This is a genomic window from Qipengyuania profundimaris, from assembly GCF_030717945.1.
In the GTDB taxonomy this organism is placed as follows: Bacteria; Pseudomonadota; Alphaproteobacteria; order Sphingomonadales; family Sphingomonadaceae; genus Qipengyuania; species Qipengyuania profundimaris.
This window is the reverse complement of the sequence record NZ_JAVAIM010000001.1, coordinates 1,170,056-1,193,395: the sequence shown is the minus strand read 5'-3', so window position 1 is coordinate 1,193,395 and position 23,340 is coordinate 1,170,056. Positions and strand designations below refer to the sequence as shown.

Below are 23,340 nucleotides of genomic sequence, written 5' to 3'. Positions count from 1 at the left end.
GTAATCGATCAAATATATTCAGTTGATTACAATGCCGGGATAAAGGGGTCATGCGACTTCGCGGAATATCAGCAGTGGAGTGACGGCGAACGCAGCAGACGGACGACCGAGTGCCACCCTTACGATTGGTGACAGAATTTTCGTTATCTGTCCTACAATGCTCTCAGTCAGACCCAAATTATTCTCATCGAACTTCCCATCAAGATCTGGCGTGAGATACTCGGGGTGAGCACTTAGGATGCCGAGGATAGACCACTCGCCAGACATCACGTTCCCGTAAGTTAGTGATATATCACTTGGCGGCATGACCAAATATTCTTGATTGACTGCGCACCAAACTAGCTTGGTTTGATCGTCTATTGTAAGCAGTCTCGCATGAACAGAGTGAGGCATTAGTTGGATCATATCGAGAAACATCTCGGTATTTTCTTTCTCCTCCTTCAGCGCGGCTTTCTGCGCTGAAGTCATGTTAGCAATTTTTTTCCCTCCTTGCGCACCTCCCAGCATTTTTCGCTGGAGAGAAGTGGTCTTCCAAGCGTCTTTCATCATTCCCAAGTCTTGAATACTCAAAAACCCGGATACCAGAACGAATTGGCCAACGTTGGCTGCTTCCAAGTCCCGCTGGATCATGCCGCGTTGGTCCAAAACATCAAGAAACTGAAGTGCATTGGCCCAGAAAGGGTCATAAACCCGCACAAGACTTTCACTTCCGGCTTCCCCGGGGCCAATCTCCAACTCGAGGTTACCCCCGCCAACAGGAGTGTTGCCACCGAATCCAATTCGCTTTCCCCGCTTGGCTCCCTTAGTTACACCCTCCGACGCTGTAACCCCCGTCAACGCTCCGCTATTGTCGAATTGTGACAGGTAAGAAGCTATTCGTCGGCTGTCGTGGTAAAGAAAGTCAAAGACGGAATCGGTGGTCTGTACGTCTTGCCCCTCGGCGGATACTATCGCCTCTTTCTTCGACATACTGATTTATCTCCTCGTCTTCCGGGCAGTCCTCTTCAGAGGCTGATTTCCTCCCTCGCAGAAACAACTTTCGAATTCGAGCGGCGAGTTGAGATAGCCCCAGAAATTTGAGGAACGATCTACTGCGGTTTCTTGGCACTTCCGGCTTGGTCACTGTGCAACACAACCTGACACGGGTTTGAATCTGCGCTCGGAGTTGACTTAGCACAACCAGCGTAAAATTGTCGTTCCGAAAGATTTCGCAGGAATCAATCCTCTACCGCCAGCAGATACAGCTGCCGCGCGGCAACGACGGCCTTCACCTCGCCGCCGTTCTCGTAGTGCCAGAAGGTCCAGCCGTTGCAGCTGGGCGCGCCCTGTAGCTCCTTTGTACGCAGGAAACGCTACGCACGGGAACGCAAACTTTGTCCGCAGCATTTTGCCACACGATGAAAAGGTCAGTCTTCTGTCTCAGTACCCTTGCACTGGCAAGTTGCGCGACTGTTCCGCCAACGGAGCCAAGCGCGGATGGCGGGAACGCTCCGACGGTCGAGATTGCCGGTTGCTGTTCCTTTTCCACCACGGGCACGGTGCACTCGAATAAAGCCGCCGTTCCGACGGATGGCTTCCTACCCGTTACCGTCGATACCGCCGAAGGGCCGGTCATCGTCTCTCCATATCTCGGATATTACGGTTGGCTCGATGCGGAGAACGGTGACAAGGTTTCCATAGCGGCTGGCACCGGACGATTGATCGCAACTCCCCAAGGCAAGAAATTCGTGGTCGCGCTGACGCGTTCGTCAGGCTTAAAGATCCCTCTGACAGTGGTCATCACCACTGATTCCATGAGCGACTGCCGCGCTTTCGAGCAGATCATCGAGACTTTCGAAATCGAGCGGCAATGGAGTATTGTCTCCTAAGCACGCGCTCCTACGTCATCATTCCTCAACCGCCAGCAGATACAGCTGCCGCGCGGGGTGGATCGGTCTACCTGACTACCACTTCAGGCGTCACAGCTGTGCTAGAAGGTGCGGTACGAAGTCGGGCTTAGCGAGCTCGAGCAGGTCGTCGGCCTGCGACTACCGCGCGAATGCAGAGTAGCAAAGCCCCGCGGACCTGACCCCGACTACAAAAAAGGCCCCGGCGTAAACCGGGGCCTTTTCCTTAACGTTCTGGACCGATCGATCAGAAACCGAGCTGGTCGCCCGAAATCCTGACGCCGGCGTAGAAGAACCGGCCGAGTGCGCTGACCGGGTAGAAGGTCAGGCCGACATCGGGTTCCTGGTCGAAGATGTTGTTCACCCCGACGTAGAAGCTCATGTCGTCGTCCGTCGTCCAGCGCAGCTGCATGTCGTGGACGAACTTGGCGTCGATCTTCAGATATTCCGGTGCAACGATATCGGGATCAGCTTCGATGTCCGCACGCGCGAAGCGAAGCGTTTCGTCCCAATAGTTGATGCCGTAATTCAGGTTGAAGTTGTCGAGCGTCCAGTTGAAGTCGAAATTGACCTGCCATTCCGGCGCGCCGCGGACGCCTGCTTCCTCGACGATGTCCGCGCCGGGGGTGCCCTGCGTCTTCAGTTCGATCAGGTGGTTGCCGATCACGCTGAAGTTGAACGTCCCCAGATTGTCGGTCGGCTGACGGTAGCGTACCGAGAAGTCGACACCCTTGGTGGAGAAAGCCGCGACGTTCTGCGGGCGCAGGGTGAAGTCCCGGACTACACCTGCATCGTTGGGGTCGAACCCGGCGCCGACCGGGGTGCGGTCGATATTGTCGCAGAATTCGTTGTCCAGCGTATCTGCATCGACGCAAAGTTCGAGCAGAGTGTTGGCCGTCGGGGTCGAAATCGCATCCTCGATTTCCACGTCGTAATAGTCGACCGACATGACCAGGCCCGGAATGAAGCTGGGCTGGAAGATGGCACCGACAGTGATGGTCTTGGCAGTTTCCTCGCTCAGATCGACGTTGCCGGTGCTGAGGCCGGGCAGGCTGGTCCCGGCATCGCCGGTGAAGCCTGCGATCTGGGCCGGAGTGAGGCCGAGATTGGTAAGAAGCGCGGTACAGTTCGCTTCGCGCGTTGCACTGCCGTTGTCGATATTGTCGAAGGCACACGGATCGTCGATGAATGCGAACGTCTGGTTGGACGGAGCAAACAATTCGCCGATGTTCGGCGCGCGAACCGCCTGGGCGTACGTGCCGCGGATCCGGAAATCGGGAACCGGAGCATAGACCAGGCCGCCCTGATAGGTGAAGGTGGTCCCGACAGTCGAATATTCCGATACACGGGCAGCGCCGTTAGCGGTAAGATCGTAGAAGCCCGGACGATCCTGAACGATCGGCACGCGCACTTCCACGAAGCCTTCATAGACGTCGAAGGACCCCGTTTCCGGGAACAGCGCGTTGCCGAAGGTCAGGCCGGTCGTATTGACCGGATCCGGAATGCTTTCGCTGATTTCCTTGCGATATTCACCGCCGAGCGCGAAGCCGATCGGATCGCCCCACAGCGCGAAGCCGTCACCGAAATCGCCACTGAATGCCGCCGTGGCGACATGCTGCTTGACCGTGCTGGTGTCGACCGCGGTCGTGTTGATGAAGGCCAGCGACGCCGGGTCCTGAGCGTTCGAGAAGATGTTGAACGGAACACAGCCGCTGTTCGCGCCGGGCGTGAACGACAACTGGTCGAAATCGTCGAAGAAGAATGCGCCGGTAACGTTCTGGTTCGAGCTGGTCGCATCGCCGGTGAGGTTCGAGCGGCAGACGATGTTGCCGTTGGGCGTGCCGGTCAGGAATTCGCCTTCGTCAACTGCATCGAGCGCCGCATAGAACCGGTCGTTGAAACGCGTGTTCGTCTGGCGGACCGTCGCATCCGACTGGCCGTAGACATAGGAAGCGTCGAAACGGATCGTGTCGGTGACGTCGGCTTCGATCCCGGCGACACCGCGATAGGTTTCGCGGCGGTTGGTTTCGCCGCGGCGGCCGAGGTCCAGATTGTCGCGACCCGTGACAAGAACGATGCCGAGACCGTCGAAGACGTTCACTGCAGGATCGTTGATGTTGTCCGGAATGAACGGGTTATCGGTTGGCACGCCGATGAAGAAATCGAAGGTCGGCTGGCCGAAGGATTCCGAATCGACCCGAGCATATTTGCCTTCCGCGAAGAAGCGGATGCTGTCGGTCAGTTCGTAGCTGAAAAGCAGATTGCCGATGTACCGATCGATCTTCGGCAGGATTTCCCCGCTGTAGGTCGACACGGGAGTGCCCGAACCACCGCTTTCGAAGAAGCTGCCCAGGAAGGTGCCGGGAATATAGGGGCGGCCATCGCCGAGAAAATCAGGCAGGAAGTCGCCGTCCACGTCGATTGCACCGATCGGGCTGGAGTCCAGATAGTTGACGTCCGATGCCAAGATCAGGTCCGGAACGTTCGGATCGTCACCCGCAGCCTGGTCGTCGAGATTGTCGTAGAACGAGCGGAAGCTGGGTCCGAATTCGCGGCGGTCCGAGAGCAGCAGATTGTCGTCATGGCCGTATTCGAAGTTCGCGGCGATGTTGCCGCGACCGCCGGCAAAGTTGGTACCGACGGTGGCCGAGATGAAGCCGGTGTAGCCATCGCCTTCCTCGCTGATGCCGCTCTGCGCGCGCACCGTATAGCCTTCGAAATCGCGCTTGGTGACGAAGTTCACCACGCCAGTAACCGCGTCGGCACCGTAAATGGCGGAGGCGCCACCGGTGACGATATCGACGCGCTCGATCAGGTCGATCGGGATCGTATTGGTATCGACCGAGGACGAACCCGGCACGGAAGCGACATGGCGCCGGCCGTCGATCAGCAACAGGGTACGCTGCGTTCCGAGGTTGCGAAGGTCGAGGAGGTTGAGGCCGACCCCGCCGATGCCGGCATTGGCACCCGAACCGTCGTTCGACGTGTAGGAACCGGTAAGAGCCGGAGCTTCCGTGAGGAAGTCGGTCAGGTTCGTAACGCCGCTGTTCTGGATGGCCGTGTCGTCGATGGCGACGACCGGGTTTGCAAAATCGTACTCGTTGGTGCGGATGCGCGTGCCCGAAACGACAATGGCGTTCTGCTCGACCGCGCCGGCAACATCGTCGCAATCGCCGTCGGCATCTTCGTCGATGCAGGTTTCGTCTTCGGCGGCATCCTGTGCCTGAACGCTCATCGGTGCGACCAGTGCAAGAACGGCTGCACTTGCCAGCATCGAGCGCTTGCTCAGGGCAATCGGCGTAAACTTCATATGTAACCCTCGATTATCGTAATTCGGAAAATTCGAATGAGGGCGCTAACAGCCAAAAGGGATGTGCGAGGCAAGGCCGTTGGTCGAAAAACCTCCCTTGCGCGATTTTGCACCTGTGAGTGCGACTTTTCCGCCACACAAGCGGAGCGGCTAATCTTCCACGGCCAGCAGATACAGCTGCCGCGCGGCGTCGATCGGTTTGACCTCGCTGCCAGTCTCGTAGTGCCAGAAGGTCCAGCCGTTGCAGCTGGGCGCGCCTTGTAGCTCCTTGCCGAGGCCGTGGATGCTGCCGGTCTGCTTTCCGGATGCCAGCGAGCCGTCCGCCCGCACCGTCGCGGTCCAGCGGCGTTTCTTGTCGAACAACTCGGTGCCGGGCTTCAGGTAGCCGTTCTCGACCAGCGCGCCGAAGGCCACCTTGGGAGCGCTGCGGCCGGCCTGCATCGTGGTGAGCGCGCTTTCGTCGAGCGGGAGTTCCTTTGCGATTCGCTTCAGCGCCGCCTCGCGGTAGACGCCCTCTCGCTCGCAACCGATCCACTGGCGGCCGAGGCGCTTGGCGACCGCGCCGGTAGTACCGGTGCCGAAGAACGGGTCGAGCACCACGTCGCCCTTCTCCGTAGTGGAGAGCAGCACGCGGTAGAGCAGGCTTTCGGGCTTCTGCGTCGGGTGGACCTTGTGGCCGCCCTCCTTCAGCCGCTCCGCCCCGTTGCAGATCGGCAGGACCCAGTCGCTGCGCATCTGGAGCTCGTCGTTGAGCGTCTTCATCGCGCGGTAGTTGAAGTGATACTTCGCCTTCTCGCCCTGCGAACACCACAGCAGCGTCTCATGCGCATTGGTGAAGCGTGTGCCGCGGAAATTGGGCATGGGGTTGGACTTACGCCAGACGATGTCGTTGAGGATCCAGAAGCCCAGGTCCTGCAAAATCGCGCCGACGCGGTAGATGTTGTGATAGCTGCCGATCACCCACAGCGCGCCGTCGGGCTTGAGGATGCGCTTGGCCTCCACCAGCCAGGCCTGCGTGAAATCGTCGTATGCCTTGAAGGTGTCGAATTTGTCCCAATCGTCGGTCACCGCATCGACATGGCTGCCGTCGGGCCGGTTGAGATCGCCGCCGAGCTGGAGGTTATAGGGCGGATCGGCAAAGACGAGGTCGATGCTGGCGCTTGGAATGGAGCGCATGGCTTCGACGCAATCGCCATCGAGGATGCGCCCGACCGGGAGCGCAATTGGCTGCTCCAGCGGCAAGTCCACGACTTTCTCGACGCGCCGTGCGCGCGTTTTCGCGGTCTCGATGACCCCCATTTGTCCGTCCCCTTCGCGTTAGTTATCCACAGGGTGAGTCCAAACGAGTCCGCCGTCAAGCAGCTTGTAGGTTGCCTAACGCGCGATATCTTGCGGAGGTGAGGGAGAACGAAAGGAGTCCCCCACAAGATGTTGAGTCTGCGTGGATTCTGACGACTCGATATGTGGGGGTGTGGCCGGGAAGACTCGACTCCCCGTGAAATCCTGCAATGATGGCGCTTCCAGACAGCCCGGGTCGCTTCAACCGGGAGGATCTCATGACATTAAAGGTTATCGGAGCAGGCGTCGGGCGAACGGCGACCTTCACCATGAAATTCGCGCTGGAGCATCTCGGCTTCGGGCCGTGCTTCCACATGGCGGAACTGTTCGCAGACGCGCGGCGGCAGGTTCCGCTGTGGCTGGACGCGGTTGCGGGCAGGCCGGATTGGGACGAAATCTTTCAGGGATTTCACTCGACCGTCGATTATCCGTCGGCCTCATACTGGCGCGAACTTGCCGCATATTACCCACACGCAAAAGTGCTGCTGACGGTCCGCGATGCGGACAGCTGGTTCGAATCCGTCAGCGAGACCATCTTCTCGGACGACATGCAGGCCCATCTGGTCGGCACCCCGACCGGAGACATGATGAAGGGCACCATCTTCGACCACTTCCATGGCGGCGACATTCGTGATCGGGCATTCATGACCCGATGGTTCGAGGATCGCAACGCCGCCATCATCGACGCCGTGCCGGAAGAGCGGTTGCTAGTGTTCCATCCGAAACAGGGATGGGAGCCGCTGTGCCAGTTCCTGAATGTTCCGGTGCCGCCGGAGCGTTTCCCGCGCGTCAACAGCCGCGACGAGATCACGGCTGCGAACGAGCAGGAAGGCGGAATGGCGAAGGATGACGACGCAGCCGAGAGCTTCGGCAAGTCCTATATCGAGACGCTGCGCGCCAAGGCCTTCGCCGTCTGACTGACTACGGAACTACGCGGGTGCAAGCCCCGGATCGACGCCGGTCAGCTCGACCGATTTCGCCCACAGCCGCGCTGCGAGCAGAGGGTCGCGGGCGGTCTTCGTGGCATAGGCCTTTCCGGACGTGGCCCCGCTCATTTCGCGCAGGCCCCACGAGCCGAAATAGTCCCCGCCCTCGGCCTCCGGATCGGTCGCGGCCTGCAATGCGGGTACGGCCCCGTTTTCGGCCGTGTTGAGGAAGAAGCCAACGGTTGGCCCGAAGACCTTGCCGAAAACGCCGAGGTGGCGGGTGATCTCGGTCTGCGCGACGCCGGGATGGCAGGCGATGGAGGTGACAGGAGAATTCGCGGCGCGCAAGCGGCGGTCGAGCTCGAAGGCGAACAGCAGGTTCGCGAGCTTGCTCTGCCCGTAGAACTTCGTGCGCGAATAGCCTTGCGACGCGTCGAGATTGTCGAAGTCGATCTTCGCTCCCTTATGCGCGATCGACGCCTGACTGACCACGCGCGCACCGCCATTGTCGGCCAGCTTGTCGAGCAGCAGACCGGTGAGAGCGAAATGGCCGAGATGGTTGACGGCGAACTGCTGCTCCGCCCCGCCGATCGAATGGCCGAGCGGCGGGATCATGATGCCGGCGTTGTTAATCAGCAGGTCGATCTTCGGCTCTTTCTTCGCCAGATTGGCCGCCTCGCGGATCGAGGCCATGTTGGAAAGGTCGAGCGGGAGGAAATCGAGATCCGCCTGCTCCGGCCCGCTGGAAATCTCCTTGATAGCGGCGGTCGCCTTTTCGGCATCGCGGCAGGCGAGAATGACGCGGGCACCCTTGCGCGCAAGGCCGCGGGCGATCTCCAGCCCGATGCCGGTATTGGCGCCGGTGACGATGGCGGTTGTCCCGCTCTGGTCGGGTACGTCGGAATAGGCAAAACTCACGCGAACATCTCCATCTGCGATACCGGCGCGAAGCTGCGGCGGTGCAGCGGCGTCGGCCCGTATGTTCGCAATGCTTCGAGATGCTCGGCCGTTCCGTAGCCCATGTTGCGCTCCCACCCGTAATGCGGGTGCGCCGTAGCCGCATCGCGCATGATCCGGTCGCGATGCTCCTTGGCGATGATAGAGGCAGCGGAGATGCAGGCTTTCTTGCCGTCGCCGCCCACGATCGCGCGCGCCTGCGGCCAGCGCCATTCCTCGCGCCGCCCGTGCGGGGTCATGTTGCCGTCGATCAGCACTTCGGCAGGCTCCAGCTGCAGCGCCTCGACCAGCCGCACCGTCGCGAGCGTCATCGCCAGCATGGTGGCTTGGAAGATATTGAGCCGGTCGATCTCGTCAGGTTGGATGACCGCGACCCCCCACGCGCAGCGTTTGCGGATATCCGGCTCCAGCTCCGCGCGGCGTTTTGCCGAGAGCTTCTTGGAATCGTCCAGCCCCTGCGGCGGTTCGCAGCACAGCACGCAGGCAGCCGCCACCACCGGCCCGGCGAGCGGGCCGCGTCCGGCCTCGTCCACGCCGACGATCAGCGGCGCGGCACCAAGTCCGCCTTCAGGTGTTGCACAAAACATAGACACGGGAGCCTTACCGATGATGAAGCAGCCTTCGATCCTTTTCGCCACCCTATCGCCCCTCGCCCTGCTCGCAAGCTGCGGCAACGCCTATTCCACCGATGGCGGCGAAACGGCGTCGACCCCCTCGCCGACCATGGACGGTGAATTCGATGGAGATTTCGCGATTACGGCGCATGGCGAATTCGACGAACCCTGGGCGTCTGCCTTCATCCCCGGCACGTCGATGCTGTTCATTACCGAAAAGCCCGGCACTGCGAAGATCTACAACACCGATAACGACCGCGTGATCACGGTCAGCGGTCTGCCGCAAGTGGATTACGGCGGCCAGGGCGGCTTGGGCGACGTGGCGTTCCTGCCCTCCGAAAGCACCAGTTCCGTCGGCACGCGCACCATCTATCTCAGCTGGGCGGAAGCCGGCGAAGGCGACACGCGCGGCGCCGTGGTCGGGCGCGGCCAATTGAACTGCGCCAGTGCGACTGCCTGCTCGGTCAGCAATCTCAATGTCATCTGGCGTCAAACGCCGAAGGTAACAGGCCGTGGCCATTATTCGCACCGCATCGTCTTCAGCCCGGACGAGCAATATATGTTCGTCTCGAGCGGCGAACGGCAGAAGCAGGACCCTGCGCAAAATACCGAGAACACGCTCGGGACCATCGTGCGCCTCAATCTCGATGGCAGCGCGGCATCTGGCAATCCCTTCGCCGACCAAGGCAGCCCGACCGACCAGATCTGGACTTACGGCAATCGCAACATTCTGAGCATGGATTTCGATAGCGCCGGTCGGTTGTGGGAAATCGAGCATGGCCCGGCGGGGGGCGACGAGCTCAACCTCGTCCAGCGCGGGGCGAATTACGGGTGGCCGGTGCGCTCCAACGGCGACAATTACGATGGCTCCAACATCCCGGACCACACGGCGGACGACGGCTTTACCAAGCCGGTCATCAGCTGGTCGCCCGTGATCGCGCCGGGGAACATGGTGTTCTATGACGGCGACCTGTTCGAAGGCATGGACGGCGATCTGATCGTGGCCGGCCTGAAGACGCAGGCGTTGATCCGGATCGCCTTCGATGGCGAGCAGGCCCGCGAAGTCGCCCGCTACGACATGGGCAATCGCATCCGACAGGTCGTCTATGGCCCCGATGGCGCGCTTTGGGTGCTGGAGGATGGCGAAGGTGGCCGGTTGCTGGAGCTGCGCCCGTCCTGATGGTGCGCGGCCTGGCTTCTGCGGGCCTAAGCCAAAGTTGATCGACTTGGCAGCGAGGCGCGATTAAGCGCCCCGCCCCATGGCGACACTCGTCCCCCTGTCCGCGATCGACCCGGCACTGGTCGAAGACCTGCTCGACGCCGCGTTCGGCGAGGGCCGCCACGCGCGTACTGCCTATCGCATCCGCGAAGGTGTCGAATGGCTCGACGGTCTGAGCTTCGCCGCGCTGGACGACGAGGACTACCTCGCCGGTACGATCCAGCTGTGGCCGGTAGCCCTCACCGACCCGCAGGGCCGCCCGCATCCGATGATCATGGTGGGGCCTGTCGCGGTCATGCCCGGCCGGCAAGGCGAAGGTTTCGGCAAGGCCCTGATGGCGGCGAGCCTCGGGGCGATCGATGCGGGCTTCGACGACGGCGCGGCACCGCTGCCGCAGGTGATGATCGGCGATCCCGACTATTACGACCGCTGGGGCTTCGTGGCGGATCACACCGGCGGCTGGCACTGCCCCGGCCCGTTCGAGAAGCACCGCTTGCTGGCACGAACGGGCAATCCAGCGATCCTCCCGCCCGAGGGGATGCTGGGGCCGTGGGCTGGGTAGTTTTATCCTGGTTACGGGCCGGACATCCGTCCGACCCTTGCGGCGGCACCGGCCCACGCCGGGTGGGGGAGCGAGATGGCACAGCCAGATCAGGACGGACGTCCTGACCGCATGCGACCAAAACCTCCATTGAGTCCCGCTCCACGTTCTGCCACCACACCTTCAATGCCCTATACCCCGCCCCCCGAACTCGCCGGAATGTCGCTCGCCGAAATCGCGCAGGCGGTGGCCGATCGCAAGCTGCCGCCAGTCGAGCAATGGTCGCCCGACAATGTCGACGATAGCCACATGCGGATCGCGGCGGACGGGACATGGTATCACGATGGCTCGCCGATCCGGCGGCCAGGCATGGTCCGCGCCTTTTCCGGCCTGCTCAACCGCGAGGATGACGGCAGCTACTGGCTGGTCGTGCCCTACCAGAAGCTGTCGATCGAGGTGGAGGATGCCTGCTTCATCGCCACCGATGTCTCGTGCAAGGACGGCGATCTCGTCTTCCGCACAAACACCGACGATGTGGTCGTCGCCGGGCCCGACAACCCGATCCGCGCGGCGGGCGATCCGGAAAAGCCTGCGCTCTACGTTCACGTCCGGCGCGGTTGCGAGGCGCGGCTCAACCGCTCGACCTATGAGCAGCTGGCTCAGATCGCGTTCGACGAAGGTGGCGACTTCACCGTGACGAGCGGAAGCGAAACCTTCTCTCTCCTGCCTGAATGAGCGCAATCTTCGATCGTCTGGTGCATCTGTTCGAACAGGGGCATGCGCAAGATGTCGGCCCGCTGATGTCGGATGCGCGCTTCGCCGATCTGGACCGCACCGCCGATGCTGCCGTGCTGATTGCCGTGACCGAGCGCGAGAACCCCACCGTCCTGCTGACCCAGCGCCCGCGCACCATGCGGGATCATCCCGGCCAAGTCGCCTTCCCCGGCGGCAAGCTGGACGAGGGCGAGGACGCGGTCGAAGCCGCCCTGCGCGAGGCGTGGGAGGAACTGGCCATCCCGCGCGAGCATGTCCGGCTGATCGGCACGACCGATCGCTACCAGACCGGCACCGGCTTCGACATCACGCCCGTGCTGGCGGTGGTGCCGCACGACTTGCCCATCCGCCCCGACCCGCGCGAGGTCGAAAGCTGGTTCGAATGCCCGCTCGACAAGCTGATGGATGCATCGCAATGGGACCGCAACGAAGTGTTCTGGAAAGGCGCGATGCGCGAATATCTCGAGATGGATCACGAGGGCTATCGCATCTGGGGCGTGACCGCGGCGATCTGCTGGAACCTGTCGCGACGCATCGCGTGGCTGGATCGCAGCCATGGCTGACCGCCTGCCCGATGCCGATTGGACGAAGCGTGAGGACCTCGGCCAGCTGGTCGAGGCGCTGGGTGCCACCAGCATGCGCTGGGTCGGCGGCTGCGTGCGCGACACCATGCTCGGCATCGAACCGCACGATATCGACTGCGCCACAACGCATCGCCCCGGCACGGTAATCGACAAATGCCGCGCGGCGGGCATTCGCACCGTTCCGACCGGCATCGACCATGGCACGATCACGGCGATCCTAGACGGCGGACCGGTCGAGGTGACCACGTTGCGCCGCGATGTTTCTACCGATGGCCGCCGCGCGACCGTAGCCTTCGCCGACGACTGGCGCGAAGACGCCGCGCGCCGGGACTTCACCATCAATGCGCTTTACGCCCATCCCGAGACGCTGGAGCTGGACGATTATTTCGGCGGCCTTGCCGATCTATCGGCGCGGCGCGTGCGCTTCATCGGCGATGCGCGCGAACGCATTCGCGAGGACCATTTGCGGATCCTGCGCTATTTCCGCTTCCAGGCGCGCTTCGGCGATGCGCTGGACGACGAAGCAGTTGCCGCCTGCGAGGAGCTTGCCGCGACGCTCAAGGGACTCAGCCGCGAGCGGGTGGCGATGGAACTGCTCGCCATCCTGTCTCTCCCCGATCCGGTGGCGACGGTGCAGCTGATGGAGCAGCTGGGCGTGCTCGGCGTCGTGTTGCCGGAAGCGCGTCGTAACGAGATCGTCTGTCTGATCGCGCTGGTCGCGAGCGAGGCCTCGCAAGGCCACGCGCCTGAGGGCATCAGAAGGCTTGCAGCGTTGATTCCGCCGATCCCGACCATAGCGGAGGCGGTAGCGGCGCGGCTCCGGCTGTCGAAAGCCCAGCGCGCCCGGCTGGTCTGTGCAGCCGAACGCAAACCCGCCGATGTCGATGCGCCGAGGGCACTGGCCTATCGCGAAGGCGCGGACTGCGCGATCGATCGCCTGCTCCTGTCTGGAGCAAGTACCGCAGCGCTGGCGGATTGGGAAATACCGCAACTACCGCTCAAGGGTGGTGAAATCGTCGCGCGGGGTGTCGGCGCCGGCCCGGAAGTCGCTCGCATCCTGAGAGCCGTGGAAACCCGCTGGATCGGCGAGGAATTTCCCGATCGCGACCGCGTGGAAGAGCTGCTTTCCGAAGAACTGGTACGGCGTGAAGGGCCTTCAGCCTAGCTTAAGCTGCACTGCACCATAAAGACCTTGCATTTGCCACTTTTGGCCGAATGTGCCATACGGCAGCCGTGTCCCGGAGGGGCTCGGCGGGTTGTGCAACCGCGAAAGGTTGCTCGCCCTTTTCCATTTTAGGCGGCTTCGATGCGCGTTGGCGCGTGGCGGAACCGCAAGTTTCGAAAACCAAGTCTTGGAGTTGATCATATGAAATTCGCGAAGCTGGCCGTCGCCGCCGTCGCTCTTGCCGCCACCCCTGCGCTCGCCAACGAGCAGGTCGTCGCCGGTGCCACCGTCTATGGCCCGCAGGGCGGCGAAGTCGGCACCATCGTGGCTGTCGAAAACGGCCAGGCCGTGCTCGACACCGGCAAGCACAAGGTTCCGCTCGCCGTGAACATGTATGGCGAAGGCGACACCGGCCCGACGATCACGGTCACCAAGGCCCAGATTGACGGCATGGTCGACGCGCAGCTCGCTGAAGCCGCTGCCAAGCGCGATGCCGCGCTGACCGTCGGCGCCGTAGCCATGGCTGCGGATCACGCGCCGCTCGGCACGGTCGTCGAAGTCGATGGTGACAATGTCGTGATCGCTCGCGGTGGTGACGAAGCCAACAAGGTCACGCTGCTGCGCTCGCACTTCGATGCGACCGACCACGGATTGATGGCCCGCCTGACGAACGCGCAGATCGATGCCGCCATGTCGCAGGCCGCTGCACCTGCCGAGGGCGACACCACCGGCGAATAACGCCGGACACCGACCCTTTCGGGATCGAAAACAGAACCGGAAGCGCGGGAGGGCGCTTCCGGTTTTTTTGTGGCGTGAGGTCAGATGATAGTCGTACGCAGCATCGAGAGCGCGAGAGGCTCGCCATCGCGCGCTTCCCACTCCAGCTTCCACGTCTGAGCACTGTCGCGATCCGGAAGACGCGCTTCGAGGATGAAGGGATCGCCATCGCCGATCGGGCGCATCGTGCACAGTCGCGTACGACCCTCTTCAGGCCCGCAATCCTTCACGAGCGATCTGACATCGAGTGAGATCAAAACCTGCAGATCGAATGCAGCGAGTATCGCCAAAGCATCCCTGCAGGCTCCGTCATCGGTCCGACACTCAACCTGGTCCCGGGCGACGGCACCGGTTTTCGCACTCTCGACGATTTCGGCGATTGTGCGGAGCCCGTAGAGCTGGCGATCGGGATAGCGATCGTTGCGCGGCACCATGCCGGTTTCAGCGATACATTGGCCACCACTCGTCGCCGCGCGAGGAGCGACGAGGTCCTTCGCGGGCCGACGCTTTGCAATCCGCGTGCCCTGTCCGGGAATCTCTTCCAACAAGAACCAATAGGTTGCGCGACGACAGGTTCCGTCGCCTTCGTCTCTGACCGGCCCAATAAAACGGGCGTCGAATATGCCGGGCGGAGCGAGATGTCCGGTCCATATCCTGCCGCTTTCGATGTCGCCCGCGATCTCGGGTGGCAAGAAGTGGTCGACATGCGTGAGCGGATCGACCGCGGTCAGCTCGTCCTTCTCAGGTAGCAGTTGTTCGGTACCGTCGGCATGCCCCGACACTGGCAGGAGAGCCAACGCGAGGAGGTAAGGAAAGAAGCGCATAGCGCTGTCCTCTCCTTACATTCTCGGAAGGTCAACCGCTAGCCGAAACGATTGTCCCGCGGGAAACCTTGCGGGGGCAGCCGGCCTGCACCGCCACGCGCGACTTTCCATTGCCACATCTCGGTTTCGGTGCGGGTGCGGTCGCCCTTGCCTCCCATCTTCCAGCTGAGGCCGTCCTCCAGCTTGAAGGTCGTCGCATCGGACAATCCCCCATCGCGGTAGTTCTGCAGCTTGACGCCTTGTCCCTTGGCGAGATCGGGCAGTTCTTCGAGATTGAATACCACCAGCTTGCGGTTGTCGCCGACCACCGCGACGTGGTCGTGCCCTTCCGGAATCGGCCGCGCGACGGCGAGCTTCGCATCGCCCTTCAGATTGACGACCTGCCGCCCTTTTCGCGTTTCGGCGAGGATGTCGTCGGTGGTGGCGGCGAAGCCCTTGCCCGTGGTCGCCGCCAGCAGCAGGCGCTGTCCCGGTCGGTGGACGATCACCGCGATGATGTTCGCGCTGGTGTCGATGTCGAGCGTGTTGCGCACCGGCTCGCCGAAACCGCGTGCGCCGGGCAGCTTGTCTGCGCCGAGCGTGAAAAAGCGCCCGTCGTCGCCTGCCAGCAGCAGCTTGTCGGTCGTCTGCGCGTGCAGCACGAAGGCGGGTCCGTCGCCTTCCTTGAACTTGAAGTCCTGCTCCAGATCGACATGGCCCTTGGCGGCGCGGATCCAGCCTTTCTGCGAGAGGATCACCGTCACCGGCTCCTTCTCGATCATCGCATCCATGCTGAATTCGACCGCCGGCGCGGCCTCGGCAATGGTCGTGCGGCGGCGGCCGAGATCGGTATCCGCGGCATATTCCTTGCGCAGTGCGTTCAGATCGCGCTTCAGCCGCGTGCGCTGGCGAGCGGGCGAGCCGAGCAGCTTTTCAAGCTCTTCCTGCTCTTTCAGCAGCTCGTCGCGCTCTTCGCGAAGCTGCATCTCTTCCAGCTTGCGTAAACTCCGCAGGCGCATGTTGAGGATCGCTTCGGCCTGCCGGTCGGTGAGCTTGAACTCAGCCATCATCACGGCCTTAGGCTCATCCTCGGTGCGGATGATCTCGATCACGCGGTCGAGGTTGAGGAAGGCGATGATATAGCCTTCGACCAGCTCCAGCCGCCGGGCGATCTGGTCGAGCCGATGGCGGCTGCGGCGCTGGAGAATGTCGATCTGGCTGGCAATCCAGTTGTCCAGCAGCTCCTTCAGTCCCATTACCATCGGCGTGCGCGTGCGGTCGAGCACGTTGAGATTGAGACCGAAGCGCGTCTCCAGATCGGTCAGCTTGTAAAGGCTTTCCTTGAGCAGTTCGGGATCGACATTGCGGCTGCGCGGCACGAGCACGAGGCGGATGTTCTCGTCGCTCTCGTCGCGCACATCCTCCAGGATCGGCAGCTTCTTGTCGGCGATCAGCTGGGCGATCTGCTCGATCAGCTTGCCCTTCTGCACCTGGTAGGGGATTTCGCTCACCACCAGCTGCCATTGGCCGCCGCCCAGCCGCTCTATCCCTGCGTCCCGATCTTCGGCCTTGTCAGCCTCGCTAGCGTGGAAGCGGCCGCGCACGCGGAAAGACCCGCGCCCGGTCTCGTAGGCATGGCTGATCGTCTCGGCGCTCTCCGGCACCACGCCACCGGTGGCGAAGTCCGGGCCCTTGAACAGTTCCATCAGCCGGGCATGCTCGACATGCGGGTTGTCGATCACCTCCAGCGTCGCATCGACTATCTCGGCGACGTTGTGGCTGGGAATATTCGTCGCCATGCCCACTGCGATCCCGCTGGCGCCATTAGCCAACAGATTGGGGAAGAGGCCCGGCATGATCTCCGGCTCTTCTTCCTCGTTATTGTAGGTCGGGATGAAATCGACCGTGCCGGCGTCGAGGCCTTCCATCAGGCGCATGGCCGTCCTAGTCAGGCGCGCTTCGGTGTAGCGGTACGCCGCGGCATTATCGCCGTCGATATTGCCGAAGTTCCCCTGCCCCTCGACCAGCGGATAGCGCAGGGCGAAATCCTGCGCGAGGCGGACCATCGCATCGTAAGCAGCGGTATCGCCATGGGGGTGGTATTTGCCGATGACCTCGCCGACCACGCGGGCCGACTTCTTGAAGCCGCTTGCCGGGTCGAGCTTCAGCTGGCGCATGGTCCACAGCAGGCGCCGGTGAACCGGCTTCAACCCGTCGCGCAGGTCGGGCAGCGAGCGCGCGGTAATCGTGCTCAGCGCATAGACGAGATAGCGCTCGGACAGCGCGGAATCGAAGGGTGCATCGACGATGGCATCGAAGGGATCGGCGCCGGAATCGTCCAGTTCGGAAGTGGCCATGACACCCGCCCTACCAGAGCCACGCTTCGCCTGTCAGCACGGAACGACGCGTCATCCCCACACGTTGCATGGGCATACATACATTACGGAGATACCTTATGACGAAACGCATCATGATCCTCGCAACCGACGGCTTCGAACAGTCCGAACTGATGAAGCCCAAGGCCAACCTCGAAAACGCCGGTTTCGAAACCACCGTGGTGAGTCTCGAAAAGGGCGAGATCAAGGGCTGGGACCAGAAGGACTGGGGCGAGAGCGTATCCGTAGAGAAGACGGTCGATGAGATTTCCGACTGTTCGGGCTATGACGCGCTGTTGCTGCCGGGTGGCCAAATGAACCCCGATATTCTCCGCATGAACGAGCGCGCCGTCGCGATCGTCCGCGAATTCGACATGGCCGGCAAGCCGATTGCGGCGATCTGTCATGCACCGTGGTTGCTTGCGGAAGCCGAAATCGTGAAGGGTAAGACCGTCACATCGTGGCCCTCGATCCGTACCGACCTGAGGAATGCTGGGGCCAATGTGGTCGACCAGGAAGCCGTCGTCGATGGCAATCTGATCACGAGCCGCAATCCGGACGATATTCCGGCATTCAGCAAGGCCCTCATCGAGATGCTCGGCGCAAGCGCCGAAAAGCGCGAGATGGAAACCGCCTAACTCCACTCTAAATCAAAACGAGCTTGGGAGCCCTGCCGCAGCGATGCGGCGGGGCTTTCGTTTTTCCAACCAACTCGCGCTTGCCACGCGATAGATATGTTGTCACATTACCTCTGTGTTTAGATTGTGTTCAGATTATGGCATAAATAAGGCGGTCGGAGCGGATAGAGTGGAGAGTTAGATGCAAAGGAACCTACTTATCGCAGTTTCGGCTGCCGCGTTACTGACGGCGTGTGGCGAAAACTCGGACCAACAAGCCGTCACTGAACGGATGACGACAGTCGATATCGAAGCTGCTGCCGAGGCTCCGCAGGCCGATTTCGGCTTCATTGAACCGATGCCGCAGAATGCGCCGCCGCCCGTGGCTGTAGTTCCGCCCCCTCCCCCGCCCGCCGTGAACCGCGCCGGTCAGGCCGAAACAGGCGAGCCCATCGGCAATGCCGGCGGCACGATTGCCGTCGGCATGCCGCAGGTCGCGTACACCTTTGCCTACGGATTCCGCGTACCGGCCGATACGATCCGCCCGCTGCAGGAACGCCACGCCGATATGTGCGAGGCCAAGGGGCCGCAGACCTGCCGCATCGTCTCGATGAACCAGGGTGAGCAGGAAGGGGACTATGCCTATGGCAGTCTGACCATCGCCGTGCGCAGCAGCGAGGCGCGCACCTTCGGCAAGGCGCTGACGACCGCAACCGGCCGGATGGAGGGCGAGCTGGTGTCCTCTTCCATCGAGGGCGAAGATCTGTCCAAATCGATCGTCGATACCGAAGCGCGGCTGCAAGCCCGCACGGTCCTGCGCGATCGTCTGATGGACGTGCTCCGCAACCGCCGCGGGACTGTCTCCGAGCTGGTCGCTGCAGAACGCGGCGTGGCGCAGGTCAACGAGGAAATCGATCAGGCGCGCAGTTGGCTCACGGAAATGCGCGCCCGCGTCGCTTTCAGCACAATGACCGTCGAGTATCAGGCGGGCGCCCCGGTCGAAGGCGGTTTTGCCGAACCGATCCGCAGCGCTTGGGGCTCACTGGCTTCGTTGCTCGGCAATATGATCGCCGTCTTGATGATCCTGCTGACAGTCGTACTGCCGCTGGGCCTGCTCGTCTGGCTGGCCGTCCGTTTGTGGAAGCGGGCAGGCCTTTCGACCGGCATCGGCGAGGATGGCTGGCGGCCAGCGCGCGATGGCGAACCCCAGCCGGCAAGCGACTGACATACCGGACCCATGGCCCCGCTCGTGCATTGAGCGGGGCATGGGGAACAAAATTCTGCAACAAATCGCGCTGCTTATCGCAGCCCTTTCCATTTCCGTTGCGGGGCCTGCACTGGCCCAGTCCGAGCGGCAAGTGGCGCAGGATTCCTCGCCCTATGTGTATGAAGTCGAAACGCTGCAGAACGGCGGCGGGACGGCAAGCCCGCTCGAGCTCGATACGCCGATGGGGCTGATGGAGAGTTTCATGGCCGCCGGCGAGCGCGGCGATTGGGAGCGGGCCTCGGCTGCGCTCGACCTCGCCAATGTCGATCGGACGGCGAATGCGGACTCCCCTCAGGACCTGGCGGCCAAGCTCTACGATCTGCTTCACCGGACAGTCGCCATCGACTGGGCCTCGCTCCCCGACCGCCCCGATGCCGTCGACACAACCACGACGAGCAAGGACCCGATGGCCGGCGCGGCGCGCCGCTCGATCGTAATCGGCTATCTCGAAGTCGATAACCGGACCGTCCCGATCAGGATCGCGCGCGTGCAGGCGCCCGGAAGCGAGCCCCTTTGGGTGTTCAGCCGCCAGAGTGTCGCCAATGTGCCGCAGCTTTACGCTATCTATGGGCCGAGCAAGTTCGAAGAGGCGCTGCCCGCCCCCCTGCGCAAGCAGGCGTTCTGGACACTCGCCTGGTGGGAAGTGATCGCCCTGCCGCTGATCCTGCTGGTCGCAGCATTTGCTGCAGCTCTGACCTATTTCGCAATCAATCGCTGGCGGCACCGGCTGGACGAGGACACGAAGCTCTACGGCATCCTCCAGGCCGTACACTTGCCCGCAACCCTGCTGGCCTTTGCCGGCACCTTTGCGCTTGTCCGAACGACGTTTTTCCGCCTGTCCGGACCGGTCAAGGACCTGCTCGACCCCCTGCAGCTGGTACTCATACTCGCTGCGATCATCGGCATTGCCCTAGCGGTGATCGATTATTTGTTCGACTTCGCCACGTCACGCCGGACCGACAAGCTCGAGGCGGCCGAGAATAACGCGGACCGCAACTTCTACACCAAGATGAGCGCAATCAGGCGGATCGTCACCGCCTTGCTGTTATTGGCGGGAATCGGCTTCCTGCTGGTCGCCAGCAATATTTCGAACACACTCGGTTTCTCGATCATCGCCTCGGCAGGCGTCATCGGCCTCGTGCTGGTCTTCGCCGCGCGCAAGGTGCTGGGCGACATCATGTCCAGCGTTCAGATCGCCTTCGCGCAGACGGCGCGGATCGGCGATGCGATCTATTACTGCGGGCAGTGGTGCTATGTCGAAAAGATCGGCTTCACCCACTTGCGCCTGCGGACCTGGGACGAACGGCGTGTGATCGCACCGCTCGGCGATTTCACCAGCGACAGCTTCGAGAACTGGACCAAACAGGACCCGAGCCTGATGATGCATGTCGAACTGGAACTGGACAATCGCGCCGATGTCGACGCGCTGCGCGAACCGTTCCGCGAATTCGTCCAGAGCGACGAGGATGTGATCGATCCGGACGATGCGGTTTGCGAAGTGATCTCGCAGAATGCACGGGCGATGACGGTGCGCTTCATGGTGCGGGCCGAAGATCCGAAGAAGGGCTGGAGCATGCATTGCCGCCTGCGCGAGCACATGCTTGCCGCCGCCTCACGCCTCGATGCCGCCGCCGGTCACGAGCCCGCCCCCGCCTTCCTCCCGCGCGAGCGTGAAGTGCGAATGGACGCGGAAGGTTAAAACCGCCGCATGTCGTGGCTTTCGGCGGGGATCGACACCGCCAGCCCGTCGAGCGCTTCGGTCAGGTCGATCTGGCAGGAGAGGCGGCTGGTCCGCGCGACGCCTGCTGCAAGGTCGAGCATGTCCTCTTCCTCTTCGCTGGCTTCATCGAGCCGTGCGAACCATTCGGGCGCGACGATCACGTGGCAGGTTGAGCAGGCCATCTGCCCCTCGCATGTCCCCTCCAGCGGCAGACCGGCGGCCTGGGCCACACGCAGTAGATTGTCGCCCGGCTCGCATTCGGCGGTGACGATCTCGCCCTTGGAGCTCGTGAATTCGACCTTCACAGCGCGCCCTGCGCTTTCGCCGCAGCGTTGATTTTCTCCGCCGCCTGCTCGATTTCCTCCATCGTTGTGTAGCGCCCGAAACCGAGCCGGATGGAGGCTTTGGCAAGCTTCTTCGGCAGGCCGATCGCCTCGAGAACATGGCTCGTTCGGCCCGATCCGCTAGCGCAAGCCGAGCCGGCGGAGAACATCACGTCGCGCACGTCGCTCATCAGGCGGTTCACGTCGAGCCCGCCGCCGTTCGGCCCCCGCGGGCGGATGTTGAGATTGCCGTGCCAGCGCGCCTCCGCGCTGCCGTTGAGCTCCCAGTTCTCGAACAGCTCGGTGGCGCGCTTCCAGAGCTTCTGCACATGCTCGGCATCCTGCTCCATCCGGTCCTTCGCCTCTTGCGCGGCGGCGCCCATGCCTGCGATCAGCGCAGGCGACAACGTGCCGGAGCGCATGCCGAATTCCTGCCCGCCGCCGGTCTGGACCTCGTCCAGCGACAGCCCTTCGCGCACCCACAAGGCACCGATGCCCTTAGGTCCGTGGAACTTGTGCGCACTGATGGCAATCATGTCCGCACCGGTAAGCTCGATCCGGCCATAGGCTTGGACCGCGTCGCAGAAATAGAGCGCGTTGTTCTCCTTCGCCTTGCGATGCCATTCGATGGTCGGCTGGATCGTCCCGATCTCGTTGTTGACCTGCATCAGGCAGACCAGCCGCGTGTCGCTCGGCAAATCCTGCTTTGTGTTGCACTGCCCGTTCTTCGCGACGTTGAGCACATGGCACTTGCCTGCATCCTGCGCGGTATCGAGCACGGCGGCATGTTCGATGGCTGACATGGATACCGCGCCGCCTTTCCCGCTCCCCCGGATGGCGAGATTGATCGCCTCGGTCGCGCCGCCGGTGAAGATCACCTTGCCGCCTGCCGGAAACAGAGCCGCGACCTGCTCGCGCGCCAGTTCGATGGCAGCCTTGGCCTGTCGGCCCATGCGGTGCGGGCTGTGTGGATTGCCGAAGCCAGTGCCGCCCGGCCCGTCCAGCCATCGCAGCATCGCATCGCGCGCCTCGGGCGCGAGCGGGGTGGTGGCCTGGTAGTCGAGATAGATCATGCTTTCGCCATCTCAAGCCACACCTCGCAGAAGCGTTCCACCTCGGCTCTCGTGGTGTTCCAGCCGAGCGAGACGCGGATGGTGTTTGCGGCGACCTCCGGTTCGACTTGCATCGCCTCCAGCACGCGGCTGGTCTTCATCGTGCCGCTGGAGCAGGCGCTGCCTTGCGAGACCGCAATGCCAGCCATGTCGAAACGCATGACCTGCGCGGTGGCGCTCATGTTCGGCATGGCGATGGCGCGGATGTAGGGTGTGGGGTCGGAAAGTCGGTCCGAGAGCCACGTGCCGCCAAGCTTTCGGCACTCATCGGCGAGCGCGTCGAGCGGCTCCAGCACTTCGGGCGCGACATAGGGATCGGTGCAAGCCTCCAGCGCCGCCGCCATGCCGAGAACGCAGGGCATGTTCTCGGTCCCGCGCCGATAGCCACGTTCTTGACCGCCAGAGGGGTCGAGTTGAGCGAAGTCTCTCACAAGTAGAGCTCCCACTCCGATAGGACCTCCAAGCTTATGAGCAGAGATGATGGCCATGTCAGCCTCAGACGGTATTGGATATTTTCCAGCACTTTGAGCACAATCAACGATTAACCGATCTTCATCGGCCACAATCGTTGTTCGGATATCTTTTATATTCTGACGGTTCCCAGTTTCGGAATTGATGTGCTGGATAGCGACATCTAGCACGCCCACCTCCAAAGCATTCGGCGTCAATTCATCATCGATGAGTGCCTTGTTGAGCAAGAATAGATTTATCGATCCGTCGGCAAGCACAGGGACTTTACGATTTTCGAAGGCTGCTAGATCGATTGCCGAGTGCTCAATGGTGCTGATGAATGCGCCTTCGGTCGATTGACTTCCATCAAATGCAACTTGCGCCGCCTCGCTCGCGCCGCTGGTGAAGATCACCTCGCCGTCCCACTCCAGCGCCGCCTTGATCCGCTCGCGCGCGTCTTCCAGCAGGCTGCGCGCCTTGCGCCCTTCCGCATGCGGCGAGCTGGGATTGGCCCATAGCCGGAAGCCCTCATCCATCGCCGCTTTCGCTTCGGGGCGCAGCGGCGTGGTGGCGGCGTGATCG

At 62.4% G+C, this 23,340-nt stretch carries 21 protein-coding genes and 1 pseudogene; 11 read left to right on the top strand and 11 right to left on the bottom strand.

Translation table 11 applies throughout. From position 1 onward, the window contains the following. Positions 1–48 precede the first annotated feature (48 nt). Both Q9K02_RS05860 and Q9K02_RS05855 read right to left on the bottom strand, forming a co-directional pair. Positions 49–969 (bottom strand): hypothetical protein, encoded by a 921-nt coding sequence (locus Q9K02_RS05860; RefSeq protein ID WP_305932043.1) that lies wholly within the window; start codon positions 967–969, stop codon positions 49–51. Between the two features lie 248 nt (positions 970–1,217). Further along, positions 1,218–1,337: pseudogene (locus Q9K02_RS05855) on the bottom strand (site-specific DNA-methyltransferase); the annotation flags it as partial. A gap of 201 nt (positions 1,338–1,538) precedes the next feature. On the opposite strand from Q9K02_RS05855, the gene Q9K02_RS05850 reads away from it, so the two are divergent. Next, positions 1,539–1,868 carry a hypothetical protein gene (locus tag Q9K02_RS05850; RefSeq protein ID WP_305932042.1) on the top strand — a complete coding sequence of 110 codons (330 nt, stop codon included), beginning with the start codon at positions 1,539–1,541 and terminating at the stop codon, positions 1,866–1,868. Positions 1,869–2,133: 265 nt separating this feature from the next. Here the strand turns inward: Q9K02_RS05850 and Q9K02_RS05845 are convergent, their stop codons facing one another. Continuing rightward, positions 2,134–5,196, bottom strand: a complete 3,063-nt coding sequence (locus Q9K02_RS05845; RefSeq protein ID WP_305932041.1) for a TonB-dependent receptor domain-containing protein — start codon at positions 5,194–5,196, stop codon at positions 2,134–2,136. A 150-nt stretch (positions 5,197–5,346) separates the two neighbouring features. Continuing rightward, a complete protein-coding gene (locus Q9K02_RS05840) occupies positions 5,347–6,495 on the bottom strand; it encodes a site-specific DNA-methyltransferase (protein WP_305932040.1) in 1,149 nt (382 codons plus the stop codon). Between the two features lie 257 nt (positions 6,496–6,752). Between Q9K02_RS05840 and Q9K02_RS05835 the strand changes: the two genes are divergently transcribed. Continuing rightward, positions 6,753–7,451: a sulfotransferase family protein gene (locus tag Q9K02_RS05835; RefSeq protein WP_305932039.1), complete on the top strand. Its 699-nt coding sequence runs from the start codon at positions 6,753–6,755 to the stop codon at positions 7,449–7,451. 12 nt (positions 7,452–7,463) lie between these two features. Here Q9K02_RS05835 and Q9K02_RS05830 read toward each other — a convergent pair whose 3' ends face one another. Both Q9K02_RS05830 and Q9K02_RS05825 read right to left on the bottom strand, forming a co-directional pair. After that, on the bottom strand, positions 7,464–8,378 hold the full coding sequence (locus Q9K02_RS05830; protein WP_305932038.1) for an oxidoreductase: 915 nt from the start codon (positions 8,376–8,378) through the stop codon (positions 7,464–7,466). Beyond that, entirely contained in the window at positions 8,375–9,004 is a 630-nt protein-coding gene (locus tag Q9K02_RS05825) for a ribonuclease HII (RefSeq protein ID WP_305932037.1), read from the bottom strand. The genes Q9K02_RS05830 and Q9K02_RS05825 overlap by 4 nt, the downstream gene beginning before the upstream one ends. Before the next feature lie 22 nt (positions 9,005–9,026). Here Q9K02_RS05825 and Q9K02_RS05820 point away from each other — a divergent pair, with 22 nt between their 5' ends. The 6 genes from Q9K02_RS05820 (at position 9,027) to Q9K02_RS05795 (ending at position 14,052) form a co-directional block, all read left to right on the top strand. Next, positions 9,027–10,211 (top strand): PQQ-dependent sugar dehydrogenase, encoded by a 1,185-nt coding sequence (locus tag Q9K02_RS05820; RefSeq protein ID WP_305933463.1) that lies wholly within the window; start codon positions 9,027–9,029, stop codon positions 10,209–10,211. A 79-nt stretch (positions 10,212–10,290) separates the two neighbouring features. Further along, on the top strand, positions 10,291–10,812 hold the full coding sequence (locus Q9K02_RS05815) for a GNAT family N-acetyltransferase (protein WP_305932036.1): 522 nt from the start codon (positions 10,291–10,293) through the stop codon (positions 10,810–10,812). Positions 10,813–10,977: 165 nt separating this feature from the next. After that, positions 10,978–11,526, top strand: coding sequence for a DUF1285 domain-containing protein (locus Q9K02_RS05810; RefSeq protein ID WP_305932035.1), 549 nt, complete (start codon positions 10,978–10,980; stop codon positions 11,524–11,526). Further along, entirely contained in the window at positions 11,523–12,128 is a 606-nt protein-coding gene (locus tag Q9K02_RS05805) for a CoA pyrophosphatase (protein ID WP_305932034.1), read from the top strand. The genes Q9K02_RS05810 and Q9K02_RS05805 overlap by 4 nt, the downstream gene beginning before the upstream one ends. Next, positions 12,121–13,314 (top strand): CCA tRNA nucleotidyltransferase, encoded by a 1,194-nt coding sequence (locus tag Q9K02_RS05800; RefSeq protein WP_305932033.1) that lies wholly within the window; start codon positions 12,121–12,123, stop codon positions 13,312–13,314. The genes Q9K02_RS05805 and Q9K02_RS05800 overlap by 8 nt, the downstream gene beginning before the upstream one ends. A gap of 201 nt (positions 13,315–13,515) precedes the next feature. Further along, complete coding sequence (locus tag Q9K02_RS05795) at positions 13,516–14,052, top strand: hypothetical protein (protein WP_305932032.1); 537 nt, start codon at positions 13,516–13,518, stop codon at positions 14,050–14,052. A gap of 80 nt (positions 14,053–14,132) precedes the next feature. Here the strand turns inward: Q9K02_RS05795 and Q9K02_RS05790 are convergent, their stop codons facing one another. After that, entirely contained in the window at positions 14,133–14,915 is a 783-nt protein-coding gene (locus tag Q9K02_RS05790; protein WP_305932031.1) for a hypothetical protein, read from the bottom strand. Between the two features lie 38 nt (positions 14,916–14,953). Next, on the bottom strand, positions 14,954–17,251 hold the full coding sequence (gene parC, locus Q9K02_RS05785; RefSeq protein WP_305932030.1) for a DNA topoisomerase IV subunit A: 2,298 nt from the start codon (positions 17,249–17,251) through the stop codon (positions 14,954–14,956). A 98-nt stretch (positions 17,252–17,349) separates the two neighbouring features. Between parC and Q9K02_RS05780 the strand changes: the two genes are divergently transcribed. The 3 genes from Q9K02_RS05780 (at position 17,350) to Q9K02_RS05770 (ending at position 20,852) form a co-directional block, all read left to right on the top strand. Next, positions 17,350–17,907, top strand: a complete 558-nt coding sequence (locus Q9K02_RS05780; RefSeq protein WP_305932029.1) for a type 1 glutamine amidotransferase domain-containing protein — start codon at positions 17,350–17,352, stop codon at positions 17,905–17,907. Positions 17,908–18,178: 271 nt separating this feature from the next. After that, a complete protein-coding gene (locus Q9K02_RS05775) occupies positions 18,179–19,111 on the top strand; it encodes a DUF4349 domain-containing protein (RefSeq protein WP_305932028.1) in 933 nt (310 codons plus the stop codon). Positions 19,112–19,151: 40 nt separating this feature from the next. Beyond that, a complete protein-coding gene (locus tag Q9K02_RS05770; RefSeq protein WP_305932027.1) occupies positions 19,152–20,852 on the top strand; it encodes a mechanosensitive ion channel family protein in 1,701 nt (566 codons plus the stop codon). On the opposite strand, the gene Q9K02_RS05765 is transcribed toward Q9K02_RS05770, so the two are convergent. Genes Q9K02_RS05765 through Q9K02_RS05755 form a run of 3 tightly spaced genes read right to left on the bottom strand, consistent with a single transcriptional unit; the run spans position 20,849 to position 23,294 of the window. Then, complete coding sequence (locus Q9K02_RS05765) at positions 20,849–21,178, bottom strand: 2Fe-2S iron-sulfur cluster-binding protein (protein ID WP_305932026.1); 330 nt, start codon at positions 21,176–21,178, stop codon at positions 20,849–20,851. The genes Q9K02_RS05770 and Q9K02_RS05765 overlap by 4 nt on opposite strands. Beyond that, positions 21,175–22,269, bottom strand: coding sequence for a cysteine desulfurase family protein (locus tag Q9K02_RS05760; protein ID WP_305932025.1), 1,095 nt, complete (start codon positions 22,267–22,269; stop codon positions 21,175–21,177). Before Q9K02_RS05760 ends, Q9K02_RS05765 begins: the two co-directional genes overlap by 4 nt. After that, positions 22,266–23,294, bottom strand: a complete 1,029-nt coding sequence (locus Q9K02_RS05755; protein ID WP_422785413.1) for a cysteine desulfurase family protein — start codon at positions 23,292–23,294, stop codon at positions 22,266–22,268. Before Q9K02_RS05755 ends, Q9K02_RS05760 begins: the two co-directional genes overlap by 4 nt. Positions 23,295–23,340: the final 46 nt, after the last annotated feature.

Coding starts and splice junctions, on each gene's coding strand:
- Q9K02_RS05860 (WP_305932043.1), bottom strand. CDS start 969: ATGTCGAAGAAAGAGGCGATAGTATCCGCCGAGGGGCAAGACGTACAG.
- Q9K02_RS05845 (WP_305932041.1), bottom strand. CDS start 5,196: ATGAAGTTTACGCCGATTGCCCTGAGCAAGCGCTCGATGCTGGCAAGT.
- Q9K02_RS05840 (WP_305932040.1), bottom strand. CDS start 6,495: ATGGGGGTCATCGAGACCGCGAAAACGCGCGCACGGCGCGTCGAGAAA.
- Q9K02_RS05835 (WP_305932039.1), top strand. CDS start 6,753: ATGACATTAAAGGTTATCGGAGCAGGCGTCGGGCGAACGGCGACCTTC.
- Q9K02_RS05825 (WP_305932037.1), bottom strand. CDS start 9,004: ATGTTTTGTGCAACACCTGAAGGCGGACTTGGTGCCGCGCCGCTGATC.
- Q9K02_RS05820 (WP_305933463.1), top strand. CDS start 9,027: ATGAAGCAGCCTTCGATCCTTTTCGCCACCCTATCGCCCCTCGCCCTG.
- Q9K02_RS05815 (WP_305932036.1), top strand. CDS start 10,291: ATGGCGACACTCGTCCCCCTGTCCGCGATCGACCCGGCACTGGTCGAA.
- Q9K02_RS05810 (WP_305932035.1), top strand. CDS start 10,978: ATGCCCTATACCCCGCCCCCCGAACTCGCCGGAATGTCGCTCGCCGAA.
- Q9K02_RS05805 (WP_305932034.1), top strand. CDS start 11,523: ATGAGCGCAATCTTCGATCGTCTGGTGCATCTGTTCGAACAGGGGCAT.
- Q9K02_RS05800 (WP_305932033.1), top strand. CDS start 12,121: ATGGCTGACCGCCTGCCCGATGCCGATTGGACGAAGCGTGAGGACCTC.
- Q9K02_RS05795 (WP_305932032.1), top strand. CDS start 13,516: ATGAAATTCGCGAAGCTGGCCGTCGCCGCCGTCGCTCTTGCCGCCACC.
- Q9K02_RS05790 (WP_305932031.1), bottom strand. CDS start 14,915: ATGCGCTTCTTTCCTTACCTCCTCGCGTTGGCTCTCCTGCCAGTGTCG.
- parC (WP_305932030.1), bottom strand. CDS start 17,251: ATGGCCACTTCCGAACTGGACGATTCCGGCGCCGATCCCTTCGATGCC.
- Q9K02_RS05780 (WP_305932029.1), top strand. CDS start 17,350: ATGACGAAACGCATCATGATCCTCGCAACCGACGGCTTCGAACAGTCC.
- Q9K02_RS05775 (WP_305932028.1), top strand. CDS start 18,179: ATGACGACAGTCGATATCGAAGCTGCTGCCGAGGCTCCGCAGGCCGAT.
- Q9K02_RS05770 (WP_305932027.1), top strand. CDS start 19,152: ATGGGGAACAAAATTCTGCAACAAATCGCGCTGCTTATCGCAGCCCTT.
- Q9K02_RS05760 (WP_305932025.1), bottom strand. CDS start 22,269: ATGATCTATCTCGACTACCAGGCCACCACCCCGCTCGCGCCCGAGGCG.
- Q9K02_RS05755 (WP_422785413.1), bottom strand. CDS start 23,294: ATGGATGAGGGCTTCCGGCTATGGGCCAATCCCAGCTCGCCGCATGCG.